The sequence below is a fragment of the Desulfovibrio sp. genome (assembly GCF_019422935.1).
Taxonomy (GTDB): Bacteria; Desulfobacterota; Desulfovibrionia; order Desulfovibrionales; family Desulfovibrionaceae; genus Desulfovibrio.
Window position 1 is genome coordinate 103,638 of the sequence record NZ_JAHZCJ010000004.1, and the last position, 18,960, is coordinate 122,597.

The following is an 18,960-nucleotide window of genomic DNA, read 5'->3' on the forward strand; positions in this document are numbered from 1 at the left end:
AGCGCTTAGCGAAAACGGCCCTACTTTCTGAGGGCTGCGGGGCTTGCCCCGCGCAGGGCAGCAGCCTTGTCCGCCACGCGCTGCATGAATTCCAGGAGGTTTTCTTTTTCTTGCGCGTTGAGCACGCTGGTCACGGCATCGTCCCATGTTGCAATAACTTCCATTATCTGCGGATACAGCTCCCGCGCCCGCTCGGTAGGAAAAACCGCCGCCGTCCGCTTGTCTACAGGATTAACCTGCCGCCGGATAAGCCCTTTTTTTTCAAGCTGGGCCAGAGTGCGGGCAACGTTGCTTTTGTTCACGCAGATGCGTTCGGGCAGTTTGTCCTGCGTGATGCCAGGGTCGCGGCACAGGTTGAGAATGAACAGGTACTGGCTGCTGTTGATGCCAAAAGGCGCGAGCGCCCGGTTGAGGTACATGTAGTAATGCCGGTTGGCCAGCGTGATCCATTTGTAGACAAGTTCCATGACATCTTCCTGTGGCTGGTTGTCAGCAGACTCAGCAAGCCAACGCCCAATGGATTGCGGCAGGCAGCACCGCAGAAAAAGGCTACGCTTGTGGTGCTTGCCTTGACAAGGGGCAGTGGACGGGGCCATAAATCGTTGCGAGCGCAACGAACCGCCTTGAACCCTGTTACGGAGGTAAGGCCATGCCCAGGAAACACCTTCACGGCCCAGCAGCCCGGCAGACAGAAGCAGGTTTCATTGAGGCATTTGCCGCCATTTGCCGGGGCAACTTTTTGGTCGTCACCTGCATCAATATGCTGTTGATGACGGACTACTATCTCATCTTTGTCACTGGCACGGCCCATGTGCAAAAGACCTTTGGCACCAGCCTGAGCACAGCAGGGCTGACCTCGGGCATCATGGTCATCGGCTGCCTTGTGGGACGTTTCCTTTCAGGCAACCAGCTCTCCACCTTTGGGGGCAAACCCTGCCTGCTTGCGGGCCTGCTGCTGTTTACCGCAAGCATTGGCGGCCTTTTTATGGTGGATTCTCTGCCCATGCTTTTTATGCAGCGCTTTGCGGCCGGTTTTGGCGTGGGCGTGGCAGGAACCGCCACAGGAGCCATTGTGGCCTACGTGGTTCCTGTACGTTTTCATGGTCTGGGCATTGGCCTTTTTACCATGAGCGCCGCTCTGGCGCTGGCCCTCGGGCCATTTTTGGGCATCTTTCTTTCCCTCAGGTTCGGATACCACACCCTCATGCTGCTCAATGCGGGCATCAGCCTGCTGTGTCTGGGTATTTTCTGCTTTTTGCGCAACCTGCCGCCCATGCGCCATCCTGCGCGCCCGATATTGAGCCTGTACAGCTATATTGATCCGCGTGTGGTGCGCTTTTCGCTGGTAGCTCTTGTAGTCTGCCCAAGCTATGGCTGCATACAGGCATTTTTGCCTTCTTTTGCGGCGGAACACGGACTCACGAGCACCGCCAGCATATTCTTTTTGTGTTACGCCGGGGCGGCCTTGCTCACGCGGCCCCAGAGCGGCCGCCTGTTTGACCGACATGGTGAACACGTGATTTTGTACCCCGCCCTGCTACTCACGGCTCTGGCCCTGTATGTGCTTTCGCGCGCCGAAAGCGCAGCCGTGCTGCTGGGCGCGGGGCTGCTGATGGGCGTGGGCTTTGCCAACTTTCAGTCTGTAGGGCAGGCGGTATCCCTCTCGCTGGTTTCACGCTCGCGCTATGCGCAGGCGACCACAACATTCTACATATTCTTTGACCTCGGAATCGGCCTTGGGCCTTACATATTCGGCCATCTTATCCCCTCAATGGGCTACAGCGGCATGTATCTGACCCTGAGCATCGTAGTTTTGGCTTCTGTTGGTATATATTGCCTTGTCCACGGTGGACGGACGCACTGAAACGGGGGGATGGCGCAGGGGTGCGCAAGCTGCGGGCTTGCCTCTTTTTTCCTCCGGTTGTAGGCTGATGGATAAAGATATTTCCCAAGCCACGAGGAATACATGGCAAACAAAAAGCCCCAAAAAAAGTCCACAGATACTCCCACGGCAGTGCAGCCTTCCGCGCCCGCCGACACCACATCCACCCCGGAAACCGCCCCCCAGGCTGAACAGCCCCACGGTATCAGCAAGGTCAGCAAGGGTGTTTTTTTTGTAGGCATCGCCGTGGCCCTTGTGCTGGGCGTCTATGTGGGCAGCCTTATGCCGTCAGTGTTCACGCAAGAGCCAGCGCAGCAGACGCCCGCAGGCCAGACGCAGACGGCCTCGCAGCCTTCCGGCCAGGCCAAGCAGGACAGCCAGCCTCCCATTCCGCCTGAGCTGGCAGCCAAAATCGCCTCCATGGAACAAAATGTCCTTGCCAACCCCAAGGACGCGCATAACTGGACAGATCTTGGCAACCTCTATTTTGATACCGGTCAGTCGCGCAAGGCCGCCAGCGCCTACGAGCGTTCGTTGGCTCTTGCCCCGGACAATGCCGATGTGCTGACCGACCTTGGCATCATGTACCGCGAGCTTGGCGAATACGAAAAGGCCGTGACGAGCTTCCGCCGTGCATCGAGCGTCAACCCCAAGCATGAAAACGCCATGTTCAACGAGGGCGTGGTGCTTTACTTCGACCTCAAGCGCAAGGACGACGCCATGAAGGCATGGCAACGTCTGCTGGCAGTCAACCCCGCTGCGCGCGCTCCTGACGGGCAGTCCGTTTCTGACGTAATCAGAAACCTGCGCTAGGCACAGCGGCGGCCAAAAGCCGTACCAGCACGACAAACCGCCCCCTGCATCGGATTTGGAGGCGCATTCGCGCCTGAAGGGGGAAAGACCATAGATAGATCGGTGATCTTACAGGCGGAACGACCATGACTCTCACTTCCTCCGGCATTTCGCGTGCGTTGCTGCGCGCCTGCGCCCTTTTTTTGTGCATAGCCTGCGCAGGTATTGGAGCTCCGTCCACGGCGCACAGCGGCATGATTCCGCCCGTGTTGCGTTCAGCAAACACGCCGCTGTTGCCCGACCTGCAATACTTTATTGACGTGACGGGAACCATGGATGTGGAGGAGGCGGCCGCCCCTTCCAACAGCCAGATGTTCAAAGCCCTGAACGTCAAGGAATTGCCGCGAGTCACCGGAGTGATGTGGCTGCGCTTTACCCTCGCCCCGCTGCCTGCGGGGGGGCGCTCGCAGGCCATGCTGCTGGACATGGGACCGGATGTTCCGGCTGACCCTGTTCTGTATGAACCTGCCGCCAACCCGGCGACAGACAGCGTTGAATGGCGCGAGATTCTCCCGAGCCACCGCAATGTGATGCTGCTGCCCGAGCCGGGGGCCGACCCGATCACCTGCTATATCCGCCTGGACGGCCTGCCGGGCATCTGGTTTTCCCCCATGCTGCGCAGCCCGCAGGACGCAGCCTCCAACTGGGGCAGCCTTGCAGGCACTGCCGCCCTGCTGGCTCTTGCAGTGGTCATGCTGCTGTGCCTTTTGCGCGGGCTCTCCGAGAGGGGCCAGTGGCGCATCTGGACAGCGCTTTACGTGGGCGTTGCCTTGGCGCAGGGCATATTTGGCATGCCCGCCTACGGCTCCGGCAGCATAACCCTGAACCAGTCTCTAGCGGTGCTTGCTCCTGGTCTTGCGCTCATGCTCCTGCCCCACGTGGGCCGTCATCTTATGCGCACGAGGGGCCGCTCCCCCCTGCTGGACGCCCAGTTTATATTGCTTTCCCTGCCGGGCGCGGTACTGGCCCTGCTGCCGCTCCTTCCCGGCTTTAGCTGGAGCATCCGTTTTCTTTCTCTCTGGCCTGCCTGCACGGCGATCTTTACCCTGAGCGCCCTTGGGGGGGCCATCATGGGCCTTGGCGGCGCACGGCGTTTTCTTTTGGGTTGTCTTGTGCCTCCCCTGTTTGTGGCTGCGGGCATCATGGGGCTTGATTACGGCTACGCCGCAAACCTGCTGGCCTCTGCTCCGCTTTGGGGCACGGCCCTGAGCGCCCTGCTTATTGCCGGAACAGGCCTGCCGCGTGACGCAGTTCAAACTGAAGAAGCCAACAAAGCCGCAAAACGCGAATCCGCAGCGGCAAGCAAACGCAACTCCGCCGCGCTGGATGCGGCCTTGATCAGCTCCAGCCTTGGCGCCGGGCCAAACGATGGCCCCATCAGTCTTGATACCCCGCTGGACGACCCCAATCTGCGTCTTTTGCCTCCCTCTGCCGTCACAGGCAAAACCGCCGCTGACTTTTCCGCCCTGCCGGTGGATATTTCAGACAATTCCGATCTGGAACCAGTTACAGCGCCTGCCAGAAACCAGAAAAAATCAGCCTCCGCAGTTGACCCAGGCATGTGGGAAAACCTGCTGCGCCCGCCGCTGGATCGCCTCATGCGCGAAGGCGCGGCTCTCGGCCATTGCTCCCTGCCACCTGCGGTGCGCCAGTATGCTGAGAACATGCTTGGCGCTGCTGGAGAGCTTGCCAGAATTATTGATAATCCCGGCAAAGAACTGGATCAGACCAGCGTTGGCGAACAGCGCGTGGCCTTCAACCTGCAGCATCTTGTGCGCGAGGCGCACGATGCCGTGACCACCGCCGCCGAGAACTCGGGTATTGGCCTTGCGTGGTACATGCCCCCGCTGCTGGGACACATGTATGAAGGGCAGGCCAAAGCCCTGCGCGAAACCCTCGGCCTGCTGCTTGAAAGCGCCGTACGCGCCACCACAAGGGGTGCTGTGCACCTTTCTGTGCGGCGTGTGCCCGAAACCGCCGATCCGGGGCATCTGCTGTTCACGGTGACCGACACAGGGGCGGGCATTCCCCCGCGCGACAGATCATCGCTGGCGCTCACCCGCGCATGGGAACTGGCTGGTTCCAACAGCGGGTACCTCAATGTGGAATGCGGCCCGCAGGGAACATCCATTGCCTTTACCCTGCGCCTGAAACCGCTGGAGAACGAAACCGGAACAGAAGCCGCGCCGGAACCGCAACGCGCGCCCACCATTACCGTGGTGGCCGAAAGCGCCGTTGACCGTCAGGCGCTGGCCCACATGATAACCACCCTTGGCTGCAACAGCACCCAGGCCCGCAGCATGCGCGAAGCGCTGGAATGCAACCGCGAAGCTCCCGCACTCATGCTGGTGGCTCAGGACCCTCACGATGGCCCCGCAGAAGCGGACGCTCTGGGCCGCTTTGAGGCAGAAGCCCTCAAGGCTGGTCTGCCCGTATTCAAGGCCCTTGCCGTCACCAAGGACAATACCAGCTGGGATAAGCTGGCTGATACGGGCTACACCCACGCCCTGCTCGAACCTGTGGATGCGGAGGCTTTTGCCGCGACCCTGCGCGAAGTGCTCGACGAAGCAGGATTCACAGACCACGGCCCAGCTGTGTCAGCGGCGTCGGCCCCTGCCCCTGCGGCAGAAGAAAATAATCCTGTGCCGCCCGCAGAAGATATGCCCCTGCCCGTTCACGAGATCGGCTCCCCCGAACCCGAGAACAGACCTGCCGATGCCGCACCCAGCATACCGGCACAGGAGCAGAGCCAGCTGCCCGACCTCTTCGGCCACGAGGCATCCTTGCAGAATGCCCTGCCGGGCACTGGCGCATCCGTGGATACTCAGCCGCTGGCAATGCCACTGCCGAATGACGGCCTGCTGTCCTCTACCCAATCGCTGAATTTTGGCGCAGCCGACCAGTCCGGCATGCTGCTGCCCATGATGGAGGATTCCCCTCAGGCAGAAGAAGACGCGCCCATTGAACTGACGGATCTTTTGCCTCCCGAGAACACTGCGCAGGATGCCGGGCAGGCGCTTGCCACCATGCCGGACACTCCAGAAATTTTCCTCGAGGAACCTGCCTCCGCTGTCCCTGCTCCTTCTGACGATGCCCAGATCAAAAAGGAAGCAGCTCCGGTAGAAGAACAAACCGCGCCACAGCAGGCTGAACCGCTGGATATTTTGCCCGATGCGGCCCAACCAGAGCCTCTGAGCATGCAGGCCGATGCAGAGCTTCAACCCGAAGCGCAGCCGGAAATTATTGCGGAGATCTTGCCGGAGCCATCAACAGAAGAGCCGCAGAAGGCTGACGCGGCACCCCCGCAGCAGGATGCCCCCCAGGCGGCGAACAACACTGACGCAGAATTTATGGCCTCGGCTGGCCTGGAAGGCCCGCAGTGGGCGGCAGAAGCCTCTGCTACCCAGGCAAGCGAGCCTGAGCCTGAACCTGCACGGGAATCCGAAGCGGAGGACGCGGCAGCGCAACAAGAGAACCCCGCCTCTGCACCAGTGGAACAGGCGGAACTCCTCACAGATACACCCGTAGCCACACCTGTTTCAGAAGTAACGGAGCAAATGTCTGCCCCGGCGGACAAGACGCCTGACGCCCTTGAAACTCTTGAATGGCCTGAGCCGGAACAGCATCCCGCCACAGCTCCTGCCGCAAGGGAAACAGTGACTCCGGCAGAATTTCTCGAGGCTTCCCTGCCTTCGGATCCAGATATGCCCGAACCAGCAGAACAGCCCGCAGAACAACCCGCCGCCGAAAGCGCCGCCCCTCTCAAAGCCATGACAGGCAGGGCTGGAGAAGCCACGCTGTCTCCTGTCAACAACGCAGCCTTTGATGTTCCCGCGCCTGCTGGCAAGGGCGCATGGGATACTTACAGCCTTCAGGACGAGTGGGTGGGCGAACCCATGCCCATTGGCACCCCCATCAAAACAGCCAATCCTGCTCCCCAATCTGCGCCCCGACCAGCGCAAGGCTTTGGGCAAGGTTTTGGGCAAGATATGCCCCAGACGTCCGCACGGAATACTCCGTCTGCCGCCACGACCACACCTCCGCTTGCTGCGCCTGTCAGAGAAGAAAAAAGCTATGTCAGCCCAAGCCTCGCGCACCCTGGGGAATGGGTGGGCGAACCCATGCCCATGACCAAACCCGCCATGCAGGATGATGCCTCAGGTGCGGTCGACCAGAATTCCAAGCAGGATTCCGGTCAGGCTGACGATGAAAGACATTCCCGTCAGGTTGAAATGCCGCGCACCGCAACGGGGCGGCTCATTCTCAAACTGCTGGGCAGCGCTGGCGACCGCCCCCTTGGGGCTGACAACGAGCCTCTGCCTGGCGGCAAGCCCGATCTCATGGCGGATCTGGCGGCCATGCCACGTCAGGATGATGTGCAGGCCGAATCCCCTGCACTTGCTGGCACTCCCCGCGCAGGGTCATCTGCCGGAGTTGCGGAACCTCAGCGTTCCGCCGCCCACCTCAAGGGCAAGGCAACTGGCAATTCCATTATGAATTTCATTGCAGGTGCTGCAGAAGCCCTGCGCCATAACGGGCATGACAACGCCCAGCATGCGCCTCAAGGCGGTCACTCCGGTGAAACCATACCTGCACAAGCCCCTGAGGCAGAGAGCCATCGTGCGGCCCCTACGGAGCAGAAAACCGTGGAGCCGCAGCCAGCCGCATTTGCGCCTCAGGCTCCTGTGCAGCCCACAGCCCCGCGTGAAACAGATCAAACAATTCCGCAGCTTGTGGCACGGCTTGATGCCGCCATGGACGATGCCCAGCAGGGCTTCAAAAACCGTCGTTGCGCGGTGGTGGGTGATGCTGCCAACCGCATCGCCACGGAATCCGATGCCTTTGGCTTCCGCGTGCTGGCCCGTATGGCCCGTTGTGTGGAACGCGCCGCCAAGGCCAATGACATGAACGCACTGCGCGACCTGCTGCCCGAGCTGGCCGTGGCGGTTGAACGCAACCGCATCGGCCTGACACCGCGCCGCTGAGCGGCCGCTTTTATCAGGCGCAACCAGCATTAAGATAAACCTTTGACCCAAGGGAAGCCATGTACAAGACCATTCTTATTCCAGTGAGCGGCAAAAACGGCCTGGACCGTGCCAAGTCGGCCCTGAATCACGCCAAAAACCTTGCCTGCGGCGATATTGTCCTCCTGCATATTTTTGAGCCGCTGCCCCAGATTGTGGGTGGCGAAGCCCACGCCGAGCTTTTGGCCGAACAGAAGGCCAAGGGACAGACCCTGCTGAACACAGTGGTGGCGGAAATGGAAAAACCCGCCGGGTCTGTGCGCTGCCGCGTAGAAGAAGGCACCACGGCTGAAACCATCATTCGCGTGGCGCATGAGGAAAATGCAGACCTTATCATCATGTTCACTGACGGACGCGACGGGCTGCAAGACATGCTGCTCGGCTCCATCACAGAGCGTGTTCTGCGCAATACCGATACACCGCTGCTGGCCATACGCCGCTAGGCACAGCGCCACATGTGTTGGCTGAGGCGGCGCAAAATGTTTGCAAAGGCTGCAACATAACGAGCCCTTTACGCAAACGCCCTGCGCCGTCCGGCCTTTAACCGCGCGCACCCACTGCTGACGCGCTCTCACTGTGGAAAAACAATGCTGCTATTTTTTGAAACACTGGGCCTCATTGTCGCCCACATACTTTCGTGGGTTGCCGTCTGCCATGCCCTGCTGACCAAACATGACCCCCGGGCCGCCCTTGGCTGGACTGTCACGGCCCTGTTTCTGCCTGTTGTAGGCCCCATTCTGTACGCCTGCTTTGGCATCAGCAGGGCAGAAAGCAGGGCCAGCCGCATCATGCGGCGGCAGCAACCTCTGGAGCCGGATTACGCCCACCCGCCCTTTTCCAAGGTTCCACCGGAAAATATCCCTGACAGCATAGCCCGCATGGAACACATCGGGCGTGTACTCACCGAGCAGCACCTGAGCACCGGCAATACCGTCACCCCATTGCGCAACGGCGATCAGGCCTACCCGGCCATGCTTGCGGCCATAGACAATGCCAAGGATCACGTTTTTCTCTGCACTTATATTTTCAACGCAGGTCAGGTTGCAACCGCCTTTGGCGAGGCCCTGGCCCGTGCTGCGGAACGCGGCGTGGACGCCCGCCTGCTGGTGGACGGCATCGGCATGCTCTATTCCCTGCGCAAGCCCTGGAAAAAGCTTGCCAAACGCGGGGTGCGCGTGGCTCTGTTCATGCCGCCGCGCCTGCTTCCGCCCAATTTCAGCATCAACCTGCGCAACCACCGCAAAATGCTGGTGTGCGACACCGTGGCCTTTACCGGCGGCATGAACATTGCGGACGACAACATCGCCGCAGGCAAGGCCAAGTACGTGCAGGACATGCACTTTCAGTGCGAAGGCCCCATTGTGGACCAGTTGCGCCGCGCATTTTTGCTCAACTGGGGTTTCTGCACCAATAACTACACCCCCCTGCCGCCAGCCACCACCCTGCCGCGCGGCGAAAGCCGCTGCCGTATCATTATGGACGGCCCCGGCTCCGAGGCAGATATCCTCAACGACATCTACTGCGCCGTCATCAATGCGGCCCGGCGCTCCGTGCGCATCATGACGCCCTACTTTCTGCCCTCGCACGGTCTTGTCTCCGCACTGCGCTCCGCCGGGCAACGCGGCGTGGACGTGCGCGTTGTGCTGCCTGAAAAAAACAATCTGTTCTACGTGCACTGGGCGCAATACCGCCTGCTGCCCACCCTGCTGGAAGCTGGCGTGCGCGTGTGGTACCAGCAGCCCCCCTTTGCCCACACCAAGCTGCTGGCCGTGGACGGCTACTATTCGCAGATAGGTTCGGCCAATCTGGACGCCCGCAGCCTGCGACTGAATTTTGAGCTGAACATGGAAGTGTTCAACCCGGACGTGCACGACCAGATCACCGGCCACATAGACCGGGCCATCATCACGGGACGCGAAATCACCAGGGATTACCTTACCGCCCTGCCCCTGCCTGTAAAGCTGCGCAATGCCGCCTGCTGGATATTTTCTCCCTATCTGTAACCACCCACGCAAAAACCCCCAAGGCGTCTCTCAACCCGCATTATGGGCCAAAAAAACACCTTGGGGGCCTGAGCATGCATCCCTGAACCAAACTGGGGGCTGTTTTCTCAATAAAAGATTTTGCGCCGAGGACAAGGAAAACAGTATTTTTTACGACAGGAGTGGACGCTTTCTGTCCATGACTGGAGTAAAAAATGCTGGATGACGCAGTAATCGGCCAAAAGAATTATTGAGAAACGGCCCTTAGCCAAACACGCGCACAATGTCCCTTGCGTCCATGTCGGGGTGGATGGGCTTGAGCGCCAGACGGCAGAAGTCGTCAGACCTGTCCATATCCAGCTTGAGTTCGGGGCGGCGCAGCCAGTCTTCTTCCGGATCAAACGTGCCTATTTTAAAGCTGGCGGCATTGTCCCATATGTAGTTGAGGCAGTGCTCGCGCTGCGAGGTCTGGGTGGCCTTGGCGTCCAGTTCTTCCAGCAGCTCGCGCGAAAGGATTTCCGCACCCAGGCCATCGGGCCAGAGGTTGTTGCGCGGAATATGGTTATAGGCATAGTCCCAGCCGCCCTGATCGTAAAAATCCACCAACCGGTCAATGGCCCCGCTCCAGATGAGCGGATTATCGGCGCACACGCGCACCACGCGCCCGGCGTCCGCCGTGCGAGCCGCCAGACAGAACCGCGCCAGCACATCGTCCTCCGAACCGGCAACGCAGGGTACGCCGCGCCTTTGCAGATGCTCCATGAGCACACGGTCAAGAGGCGTATCCGGCACAGCCACCATGATGCCGTCAAGCTTTGCCGCCTGCGCCAGCCGCCGCGTTACCCAGTCGATAACGGGCACATCACGCAGACAGAGCAGTGATTTCATGGGGAGCCGCGTGGAGCCGAGGCGGGCCTGAACAATGGCTATAACCTTGCCGGTCTTGCGCATGGGTGTTCCTTTGTGGAGCATGTTATGCTTGCTGCGGTTCTACGGGAGCGGCATTTTCCGCCGCCTGAGGGGCGGCTGCGCCTTCCTGCAGGATATTCTGCATAAGGGCTACAACGCGCCCCTTGTTGGCCGTAAAATTAAGGGAGTTCTGGCGATCCCAAAAGCGTTTGCGCCGGGGATTCTTGAGCATGGCCAGAAAAACATTGCGAATTTTGGCATCGCTGACCCTGTCCATAATGCCCACAAATGCAAAGCCGTTGCGGGGGCGGGCAAAGGTGTGGCGCGCCTCGCGCTCGTGGTGGGCCAGCACCATTGAGGGAATCCGCATATGGGCCAGCTCGTACACCGTGCGCCCTGCGGAGCAGATGGCGAGGTCGGCCCCTTCCATCATGCGGCTCATGACATTGGTGGCCCAGGTAAATTCCACCAGCGGGTTATCCAGCCGTGCCAGATGCGCCTCCATGGCTTCCTTGTGGGCATAGCCCGGCCCCGCCACAAGGCGGATGCGGATGCCGTAGGCCCGGCAGATGGGTTCGATGATGTCCAGCACCCGGCGCGAGCAGTCGTTGAGATCCGTGCCACCAAAGGTGATGAGCACTGTCCTGAGTTCGGGACGGAAGGGATTGCGCGCCGCGCCCAGAAACTCATCCCGCAGGCAAAAATAATCCGGCCCGTAACGCAGGCGCTCGTTGCTGTCCCTGTCTTCGTACAGGGCATTGACCACCAGCCGCGCCCAGTCCGCGCCGGGGCCTTCATCCTCAAAATTGACGCAGCGCACGCCAGCCGTGGTCAGGCGCGCCATGTAGGCCGCCGTGGTGTTCAGAATATCGTTGACCACAAGGTCGGGCCGCAGGCGCAGCACTGTGTCTGCCAGCTCCTCGTTGCCCTGACGCACGATCTTGTAGTCCTTGCGGGCAATGCTTTCCACCGCCAGCTCGCTCTCGCGCGTACAGACAAAGCTGATCTTGTGATTGGTGATCTCGTGCGCCAGCATCAGCGCGCGGAACACATGCCCCATGCCGATGGCGGGCCAGCCCGCCACCACAAAGACCACATGCCGCCGTTGCAAAAGGTGCTCGCAGATCCACCAGTCCTGATAGCCCTGAATTTCAATGGCCCTGTCGTTGAGAAAATACGGCACGATCTTGCCGCGCTCCAGTGTGTGGCCGTTGGCCTTGTCCAGCAGGGCAAGACGCAAAATGATCAGCGCGCGGCTTTCCACCACCAGCATTTTTTCGCTGTCGTGTCCAGCGTCTTCGTCCAGCAGGCTCTCAAGCCCTTCGCCCTGCACATTCCAGATGCGCTGGCGCATGCTTTTGACCGTCACCAGGCTATCGGCCTGTGCCTCGCGAAAGCGCTTCCAGGCGTCTTCCACGTCCACCCAGGTGAGCAGAGGGCAGGAGGCGCGCAAAATCATGCAGTGCTCGTATTCCCGCGCAAGTTCTGTCAGCAGCCCGCGCATTTCGGTGACGATATCAAGGCTGGTGAACCGCAGATCCTTGTTCCAGTGGTGCCGCACGCCCGCGCGTTCGCAGATGAGCGCGATTTCCTGGCTGTCGGTCAGCACAACAATATCATCGCCGGGCAAGACGCCGCGCGCGGTATTGACGGCCCGTTCCACAAGCGTAACCCCGGCCAGTTTTTTAACAAGCTGGTCAGGAATGACGGCATTTTTCTTGATGGCAGGTATGACGATGCAGCGTTCTTTCACGTGTGTTCTCTGCTGTGCGGAAGGAACAGGGCGCAGTGAGCAAACCCCGGACAACATCGTAAATTCCGATGCCGTCCGGGGCAATACAGGCCGCGTTAGCGCAGGCTGGCCAGAACCTCGCGGGTGGAGGCCAGCATGTAGTCAAATTCCTCATCCGTCAGCCAGTGCTGGAAGGGGAAGGAAATCATGGCGTCAAAGAAGGTGTCGGCATTGGGGCAGTCGGCCTTGCCCATGCCCAGACGGCGGTAGTAATCGTAGCGGTCGAGCGGAATGTACTGCACCACGCACTTCACGCCTTTTTCATTGAACATGGCGCGGATAAAGCGGTCGCGGGCTTCGGTGCCCGTGGTCATACGCGCGGCCAGCAGGTGATAGTTGTGGCGGCGGGAATCCTCGCGGTGGAACTCCAGCTCGGGAAAGTCCGCCAGCGCATCAATGAAGCGCAGGGCGCGGGCGCGCTTTTCGTCATTGATGGCGTCGATACGCTCAAGCAGCTTGGCCCCAAGCGCGCATTCCGCTTCGCCAAGGCAATAGTTGTTGGGTTGCAGGGGTTCCCCGTCCAGCATGGGCAGATCGACGTTGCCCATGGCAGGCTTCCAGTAGTCGGGCCGCTCAAAGTCATAGCCGCAATGCCCGTTGTGGCGCAGGGTGGGCACAAGGGCCGCCAGCTTGGGATCGCGCACATAGAGCATGCCGCCCTCGCCAAGAGTGGTGAGGTTCTTGTGCGAATGGAAGGAGAAAACGGCCATGTCGCCAAAGCTGCCAGCCTTTTTGCCGTTCAGCTCGGAGCCGATGGACTGGGCCGCGTCTTCAATGAGGATAAGCCCGCGCTCTTTGCACAGGGCGGCAATACCGACCATGTCTGCCACATAACCGTACAGGTGCACCACCACAACGGCCTTGGTGCGGGGCGTAATGGCTTTTTCGATGCTTTCGGCTGTGACGACCCGGGTAAGAAGGTCAACGTCAGCCCAGGCCATTGTGGCGCCCTTTTTGATGTAGGGGTAGGCAGAGGCCGTAAAGGTATGCGAAGGCATGACAACTTCATCGCCGGGCTTGAAGCGGCACAGTTGGGCCGAAAGTTCCAGAGCCGAAACGCCGTTCATGGTCACAAAGCAGCTGCCCTGGGCAACGCACTGATAGCTGGCAAACTTGCTTTCAAAATCACGCATGTGCACGCCCTGGGTGAGCGTGTCGGCATTGCGCATGACATCGACAACCACGGCGATTTCTTCTTCCGTGTAGCGGATGGCGCGGCCACTGAAATTCACTTTAAGGTCCATGAGGACTCCTTGTGGCAAATGCGCCGCCGGAAGGCCCGACGGCGCACAATATGCGGTTATCACTGCAAGCGGAGGCGCTGGTTGCGCCGCGCGCGGCTACATGCGCTTGAAGCGCTCGATAACGTTTTCTTTGGTGAGGATCTTTTTGAAATCCGGCCCAAGGCGATTGGAAAGGGGCTTTTCGTGCACAATGCTGGCGCCGTAAAGGGCATCGTACTGTGCATCGGTAAGGCCCTGGCAGATGCCCTTGGGCAGGTCGATGCCCTGGCGTTCCATCATGGCCATAAAGTCTTTGTACTCATTGGGGTAGATGTCTTCCAGCACGGTGAGGGCATGGCAGTTGGCAATGCCGTGGTGCATGTGCAGCACCATGCTGAGACCAGCGGAAAGGGGATGCACCACGCCCACGAAACCGGCGGCCATGCCGCCCAGGAAGGAGGCGATCATGAGCTTTTCGCGGTTTTCATCGCTCATCATGTCGCTGGAAAGGTAGACCTGCTTGCTGAGGTCAATGGCCTTTTCAGCCAGGGAATCCACCACCACGTTGCGGTAAGAGCCGGTGATGCTCTCAAAGCAGTGCATGTAGGTATCAATACCCGTGTAGAAATACTGGTTGCGCGGCACGCTGGCGGTGAGGTCAGGGTCGAGCAGCACCTGTTCAAACATGGTGTAGTCGCTGTTCATGCCCAGCTTGATGTTCTTTTCCTCGTTGCAGATGATACCAGTGCGCGAGGTTTCGGAACCCGTACCGGAAAGGGTGGGAACGGCGATTTTGTAGGGAGCGGGGTTCTTGACCAGTTCCCATCCCTGATAGTTTTCAGCCTTGCCGGGGTTGTTCAGCAGGTTGCCCACGCACTTGCAGGTATCAAGAACGCAGCCGCCGCCAAAAGCCAGCAGGGCGCAAGGGGCCGTGCCGTTAAGGAAGGCCTTCACCTTGTCGGTGTAGCCGTCAATGCTGTCAGTGGTGGGCTCGCTGGTGGTGTCCACATAGACCACCATGTCCTTGCTTTCCACGGGCAGCTTGGCAATGAGATCCTTGCCTTCAAAAAAATGGTCAATAAAGAACACGGCAGGGCCGTTCACTGCGGCGCGGCGCGCGCCGATCAGATCGCCAAGCTGGGCAAGGCTGCCCGAACCAATCATATAGTAACCGACATTCTTTGCGTTGCGAAACATAGTTGCCCTCTCAATATGGCAGATGATGACCGGGCCATACGCTATAGCCGAACGTCTGGCAAGATGGCCTGCAATGGGCCATTGGCGCGGATTTTCGCCTGTTGTCGCCGAAGGGCGGCACAACCATGCTATGTTGGCCCTCAGACCCCGCTGTCGTCAAGTGGATCAGGGCCAAAACGGTTGGGTCCGGAGGTTCCTTTAAGCGCATATACGACCATCAGCCCGATGCTCGCGATGCCCACGGCCAGGGCCGCCACAATGTACAGCCACTCGGCATCAGTCACCAGGCCGATCAGGGCAGGCAGCATCAAGACCGCAGGCAGTGCCTGCCACCAGCCGGAAAGGTCGCGGTCGTGCAGCCTGCGCGTTGACACGCTCACCGTTGGCAGCAACAGCCACAGGGCCTGCACGGCGCTGATGATGGAAGCCAGCGCTGGCGCAATAGCGCCCACAATGGCCACTGCAATATTGATCAGCAGCGTGAACAGGCAGAACCACCAGAATTCGGAGCGCGAGGCCCGGCCCTTAAAGCTGCAATACTTCTTGGTCAGGCAGAATTTTACGGCATCCCTGAATTCCATGCGCTCTCCCTCCAGCGGGCAAGATCAGGCCCGGTGCTGCCGCCACGACTGCACGGTATTGCTCAGCAGCATGGCAATGGTCATGGGGCCGACGCCGCCGGGCACAGGCGTGATGGCATGCGCCTTGGGGCTTACGCTGGCAAAGTCCGCATCGCCGCACAGACCTTCGGGAGTGCGGTTGATGCCCACATCAATGACCACCGCGCCCTGGCGCACCATGTCGCCTGTGATGCAGCGCGGCCTGCCCATGGCAAGAAACAGAAAATCGGCCTGACGGCACTGCTCGGCAAGATCGGGCGTACGCGAATGGCATACTGTCACCGTGGCGTCGCCAAAACGGCCAGAACGGGCCAGCAGCATGGCCAGCGGTTTGCCCACAATGTTGGAGCGGCCCACAACCACGGCCTTCTTGCCGCTGGTGGGCAGGTCGTAGCGGCGCAGCAGTTCCATGACCCCGGCGGGCGTGCAGGAGACAAAACCTGGCAAGCCCAGCGAAAGGCGGCCCACGCTCACAGGGTGGAAACCGTCCACGTCCTTTTCCGGATCAATGGCCAGCAGGCATTCCTGCGCGTCCAGCCCCTTGGGCAGGGGCAGTTGCAGCAGGATGCCGTCCACAGCGGGATTGGCGTTGCACTCGGCAATGAGCCGCAACAGATCCTGCTGGCTGGTGGTGGCGGGCAAATGGTGCGGGAAGGAAACAATGCCAGCTTCGGCGCAGGCGCGTTCCTTGTTGCGCACATAGACCTGCGAGGCAGGGTCTTCGCCCACAAGGATAACCGCAAGGCCAGGCGCACGATGGCCCACGGCACAGGCGGCGGCCACTTCCGCGCCAAGCTCCGCCCGGATGTCGGCGGCGGTTTTTTTGCCGTCAATCAAGATCATGTCAAACTCCAAAAAATAAGATAGCCGCCGCAAACAGGGCGACCGCCGCGCTCGGCCGGTGCGACGGTCGCTGGTGGTACCCGCGCCCTTCCAATATGGTTGCGCGCGGGTTGGAGGTCCATACGCGATCAGCTTGTGAAAAGCCCGCAGACCCTGCCGTAGAGCGGCCTGATCTGCGGGCGGATAAACCTAGTCTTCGTCTTCTGCCTGGAGATAGTATTCAGCCATGATGGGGCCGAAGAAGTCCGCATCGTCGTCCAGTTCTTCTTCAATGCGCAACAACTGGTTGTACTTGGCCATGCGCTCGGAACGGCAGAGCGAGCCGGTCTTGATCTGCCCGGCGTTGACGCCCACGGCGAGGTCGGCAATGAAGCTGTCTTCGGTCTCGCCGGAGCGGTGCGAAACAACGGTGCTGTACGAAGCTTCCTTGGCCATTTCGATGGTGTCCAGAGTTTCCGTAACTGTGCCGATCTGGTTGAGCTTGATGAGGATGGAGTTGCCCACGCCCTGATCAATGCCCTCGGCCAGGATGGCGGGGTTGGTCACGAACACGTCGTCGCCCACCAGCTGGATATGGTCGCCCAGGGAGGCGGTCAGCATGCCCCAGCCGTCCCAATCGCTTTCGGCCATGCCGTCTTCAATGGAGATGAGGGGGTACTTCTGGGTGAATTCGGCCAGCCAGTCGCTCATTTCGGCATTATTGAAGGTCTTGCCTTCGCCGCCGAGCACGTACTTGCCGTCCTTGTAAAATTCGCTGGCCGCAGCGTCGATGGCCAGAGCCACTTCGGAGCCGGGGTTGTAGCCCGCTTCTTCAATGGCCTTAATGATGTAGGTAAAGGCCTCGTCATGGTTCTTCAGGTTGGGGGCAAAGCCGCCTTCGTCGCCCACGCTGGTCACGTGGCCGTCCTTCTTGAGGATTGCCTGAAGGGTGTGGAAAATCTCCGCGCCAATGCGCAGGGAATCACGGAAGGTCATGGCCCCCACGGGCATGATCATGAATTCCTGAATATCCAGATTGTTGGGAGCATGCGCGCCGCCGTTGATGATGTTCATCATGGGCACGGGCAGCACCTTGGCGTTGATGCCGCCAAGATACTTGTAGAGCGGCAGGCCAAGAAATTCGGAAGCCACGCGCGCGCAGGCCATGGAAACGCCCAGCATGGCGTTGGCGCCAAGGCGGGATTTGTTGTCGGTGCCGTCAAGATCGATAAGGGTGTTGTCGATCTGCACCTGACGCAGCACGTCCATGCCAACGATGGCCTCGGCGATTTCGCCGTTGACGTTGTCAACAGCCTTGGTCACGCCCTTGCCGCCAAAACGGCTCTTGTCGCCATCACGCATTTCCAGGGCTTCGCGGCTGCCCGTGGAGGCCCCGGAGGGCACCGCAGCGCGGGCACTGTGACCAGATTCCAGCGTCACTTCCACTTCAACAGTGGGGTTGCCGCGCGAATCGAGAATCTCACGGCCATAAACAGAAGCAATGCTGCTCATTGTCTACTCCTTTTGCCCTGGCGGGCTTGTTTACGAAAATGCGTACCACGGTGCAAAGGCCAATGGTCTGCGGATAAGTCGATCAGAAATTTTGCCCGTGAACGTCTGTTCAAAGCCAGAAACCCCGCCTGGCGGGCTGTATTCAAACACTATTCGTCAGTGGCGGGTTCTTCATAGTGCAGTCTGCGCAGGCCCTCGAGCAGGAGCATGGGCAGCACCTGATCAAACACGTTGCTGACCCTGGCGATGGAGGAGGCAAAGCCCCCTGTGCCAAGCACCTTGACCGGGCCGGACATCTGCCGTTTGAGGCGCTGCGTGAGGCCCTCGACCATACAGGCAAAGCCAAAAACAATGCCGTGCTGGATGCTGGTGGTGGTATTGCGGCCAGGTGTTGGCTCGTTGGCACGCACGTCAAGGTTAACTATTGGCAGCTTGGCGGCCTCGCGCGAAAGCGCGGTCAGGGCTGTGCGCGGGCCGGGAAAAATCAGGCCGCCCATGTAGGCATCGCCGCTCACACAGTCGATGGTCACTGCCGTGCCAAAATCGACAATAAGCAGAGAGGGCGTTTCCGGATACATACGGCGCGCAGCGTAAGCCCCTACCAGTCTGTCCGCGCCCACTTCCGCAGGGCGTTCATAACGGTTTTCAAGCGGAACCGGCAGTTCTTTGCCCACGCGTTGCAAAGGGCAGCCCACATAGCGGGCAACTGCTTCACGCAGCAGGGGATCAAAACCGGGCGCGACAGATGACGCAACGCAGGCTTTGAGTTGCGCTGGCGCAACGCCCGCATGCTGCAAAAGAGTGAGAAGGGTAAGACCAAAATTGTCCGCCGACTGGGCGGTATCGGTGCGCAGGGTGTACGAGGTCAGCACATGGCGCTCGTTGCCCAGCCCAATTTTGATGGATGTGTTGCCTATGTCGAAAAGCAGAATCTCGGGCTGCATGTGCGCCTCCGCAAAGGCCTGAAAGGTTACAGAGCCGGATTATGCCCAATTTGCCCGCACTAGGCAAGCCGCACAGAATCAGGGCATTACGGGGCAATTGCCTGCCAGGCGTGATTGAAAATAACACCGGAAGACCGGGCAGGCCGGGCAGGCCGGGCAACAGAGTCACCACGTCAAGCCCCGCGCCTGCCGTGCGGATAC

14 protein-coding genes are annotated in these 18,960 nt (G+C 60.2%); 5 read left to right on the forward strand and 9 right to left on the reverse strand.

Translation table 11 applies throughout. The annotated features are described in order from the left end of the window. Positions 1-20 precede the first annotated feature (20 nt). Positions 21-467, reverse strand: a complete 447-nt coding sequence (locus QZ383_RS07070; protein WP_291444217.1) for a MarR family transcriptional regulator — start codon at positions 465-467, stop codon at positions 21-23. A gap of 182 nt (positions 468-649) precedes the next feature. On the opposite strand from QZ383_RS07070, the gene QZ383_RS07075 reads away from it, so the two are divergent. The 5 genes from QZ383_RS07075 (at position 650) to QZ383_RS07095 (ending at position 9,761) form a co-directional block, all read left to right on the forward strand. Then, positions 650-1,864, forward strand: coding sequence for an MFS transporter (locus tag QZ383_RS07075; protein WP_291444218.1), 1,215 nt, complete (start codon positions 650-652; stop codon positions 1,862-1,864). Positions 1,865-1,966: 102 nt separating this feature from the next. Continuing rightward, a complete protein-coding gene (locus QZ383_RS07080; RefSeq protein WP_291444219.1) occupies positions 1,967-2,695 on the forward strand; it encodes a tetratricopeptide repeat protein in 729 nt (242 codons plus the stop codon). Positions 2,696-2,820: 125 nt separating this feature from the next. Continuing rightward, complete coding sequence (locus tag QZ383_RS07085) at positions 2,821-7,719, forward strand: response regulator (protein ID WP_291444221.1); 4,899 nt, start codon at positions 2,821-2,823, stop codon at positions 7,717-7,719. Positions 7,720-7,778: 59 nt separating this feature from the next. Next, positions 7,779-8,201: a universal stress protein gene (locus QZ383_RS07090; protein ID WP_291444223.1), complete on the forward strand. Its 423-nt coding sequence runs from the start codon at positions 7,779-7,781 to the stop codon at positions 8,199-8,201. 144 nt (positions 8,202-8,345) lie between these two features. Beyond that, positions 8,346-9,761, forward strand: coding sequence for a phospholipase D-like domain-containing protein (locus QZ383_RS07095; RefSeq protein ID WP_291444224.1), 1,416 nt, complete (start codon positions 8,346-8,348; stop codon positions 9,759-9,761). Positions 9,762-10,004: 243 nt separating this feature from the next. Here QZ383_RS07095 and QZ383_RS07100 read toward each other — a convergent pair whose 3' ends face one another. The 8 genes from QZ383_RS07100 to QZ383_RS07135 all read right to left on the reverse strand — a co-directional run bounded on the left by QZ383_RS07100 (position 10,005) and on the right by QZ383_RS07135 (position 18,759). Continuing rightward, the gene (locus QZ383_RS07100) at positions 10,005-10,712 is read right to left on the reverse strand and encodes an NTP transferase domain-containing protein (protein ID WP_291444226.1); all 708 of its coding nucleotides are present in this window, start codon (positions 10,710-10,712) and stop codon (positions 10,005-10,007) included. A 1-nt stretch (position 10,713) separates the two neighbouring features. Beyond that, positions 10,714-12,402, reverse strand: a complete 1,689-nt coding sequence (locus QZ383_RS07105) for a cytidine 5'-phosphate N-acetylneuraminic acid synthetase (protein WP_291444227.1) — start codon at positions 12,400-12,402, stop codon at positions 10,714-10,716. Between the two features lie 95 nt (positions 12,403-12,497). Beyond that, on the reverse strand, positions 12,498-13,685 hold the full coding sequence (locus QZ383_RS07110; RefSeq protein ID WP_291444229.1) for a DegT/DnrJ/EryC1/StrS family aminotransferase: 1,188 nt from the start codon (positions 13,683-13,685) through the stop codon (positions 12,498-12,500). A gap of 96 nt (positions 13,686-13,781) precedes the next feature. Then, on the reverse strand, positions 13,782-14,861 hold the full coding sequence (locus QZ383_RS07115) for an iron-containing alcohol dehydrogenase family protein (RefSeq protein ID WP_291444231.1): 1,080 nt from the start codon (positions 14,859-14,861) through the stop codon (positions 13,782-13,784). Between the two features lie 140 nt (positions 14,862-15,001). Next, on the reverse strand, positions 15,002-15,442 hold the full coding sequence (locus QZ383_RS07120; protein WP_291444233.1) for a DUF805 domain-containing protein: 441 nt from the start codon (positions 15,440-15,442) through the stop codon (positions 15,002-15,004). Positions 15,443-15,466: 24 nt separating this feature from the next. Further along, positions 15,467-16,324, reverse strand: coding sequence for a bifunctional methylenetetrahydrofolate dehydrogenase/methenyltetrahydrofolate cyclohydrolase FolD (gene folD / locus QZ383_RS07125; protein ID WP_291444234.1), 858 nt, complete (start codon positions 16,322-16,324; stop codon positions 15,467-15,469). 189 nt (positions 16,325-16,513) lie between these two features. Next, positions 16,514-17,815 carry a phosphopyruvate hydratase gene (gene eno, locus QZ383_RS07130; protein WP_291444236.1) on the reverse strand — a complete coding sequence of 434 codons (1,302 nt, stop codon included), beginning with the start codon at positions 17,813-17,815 and terminating at the stop codon, positions 16,514-16,516. A 149-nt stretch (positions 17,816-17,964) separates the two neighbouring features. Further along, the gene (locus QZ383_RS07135; protein WP_291444238.1) at positions 17,965-18,759 is read right to left on the reverse strand and encodes a type III pantothenate kinase; all 795 of its coding nucleotides are present in this window, start codon (positions 18,757-18,759) and stop codon (positions 17,965-17,967) included. Between the last annotated feature and the right edge of the window lie 201 nt (positions 18,760-18,960).

Coding starts and splice junctions, on each gene's coding strand:
- QZ383_RS07070 (WP_291444217.1), bottom strand. CDS start 467: ATGGAACTTGTCTACAAATGGATCACGCTGGCCAACCGGCATTACTAC.
- QZ383_RS07075 (WP_291444218.1), top strand. CDS start 650: ATGCCCAGGAAACACCTTCACGGCCCAGCAGCCCGGCAGACAGAAGCA.
- QZ383_RS07080 (WP_291444219.1), top strand. CDS start 1,967: ATGGCAAACAAAAAGCCCCAAAAAAAGTCCACAGATACTCCCACGGCA.
- QZ383_RS07085 (WP_291444221.1), top strand. CDS start 2,821: ATGACTCTCACTTCCTCCGGCATTTCGCGTGCGTTGCTGCGCGCCTGC.
- QZ383_RS07090 (WP_291444223.1), top strand. CDS start 7,779: ATGTACAAGACCATTCTTATTCCAGTGAGCGGCAAAAACGGCCTGGAC.
- QZ383_RS07095 (WP_291444224.1), top strand. CDS start 8,346: ATGCTGCTATTTTTTGAAACACTGGGCCTCATTGTCGCCCACATACTT.
- QZ383_RS07100 (WP_291444226.1), bottom strand. CDS start 10,712: ATGCTCCACAAAGGAACACCCATGCGCAAGACCGGCAAGGTTATAGCC.
- QZ383_RS07110 (WP_291444229.1), bottom strand. CDS start 13,685: ATGGACCTTAAAGTGAATTTCAGTGGCCGCGCCATCCGCTACACGGAA.
- QZ383_RS07115 (WP_291444231.1), bottom strand. CDS start 14,861: ATGTTTCGCAACGCAAAGAATGTCGGTTACTATATGATTGGTTCGGGC.
- QZ383_RS07120 (WP_291444233.1), bottom strand. CDS start 15,442: ATGGAATTCAGGGATGCCGTAAAATTCTGCCTGACCAAGAAGTATTGC.
- folD (WP_291444234.1), bottom strand. CDS start 16,324: ATGATCTTGATTGACGGCAAAAAAACCGCCGCCGACATCCGGGCGGAG.
- eno (WP_291444236.1), bottom strand. CDS start 17,815: ATGAGCAGCATTGCTTCTGTTTATGGCCGTGAGATTCTCGATTCGCGC.
- QZ383_RS07135 (WP_291444238.1), bottom strand. CDS start 18,759: ATGCAGCCCGAGATTCTGCTTTTCGACATAGGCAACACATCCATCAAA.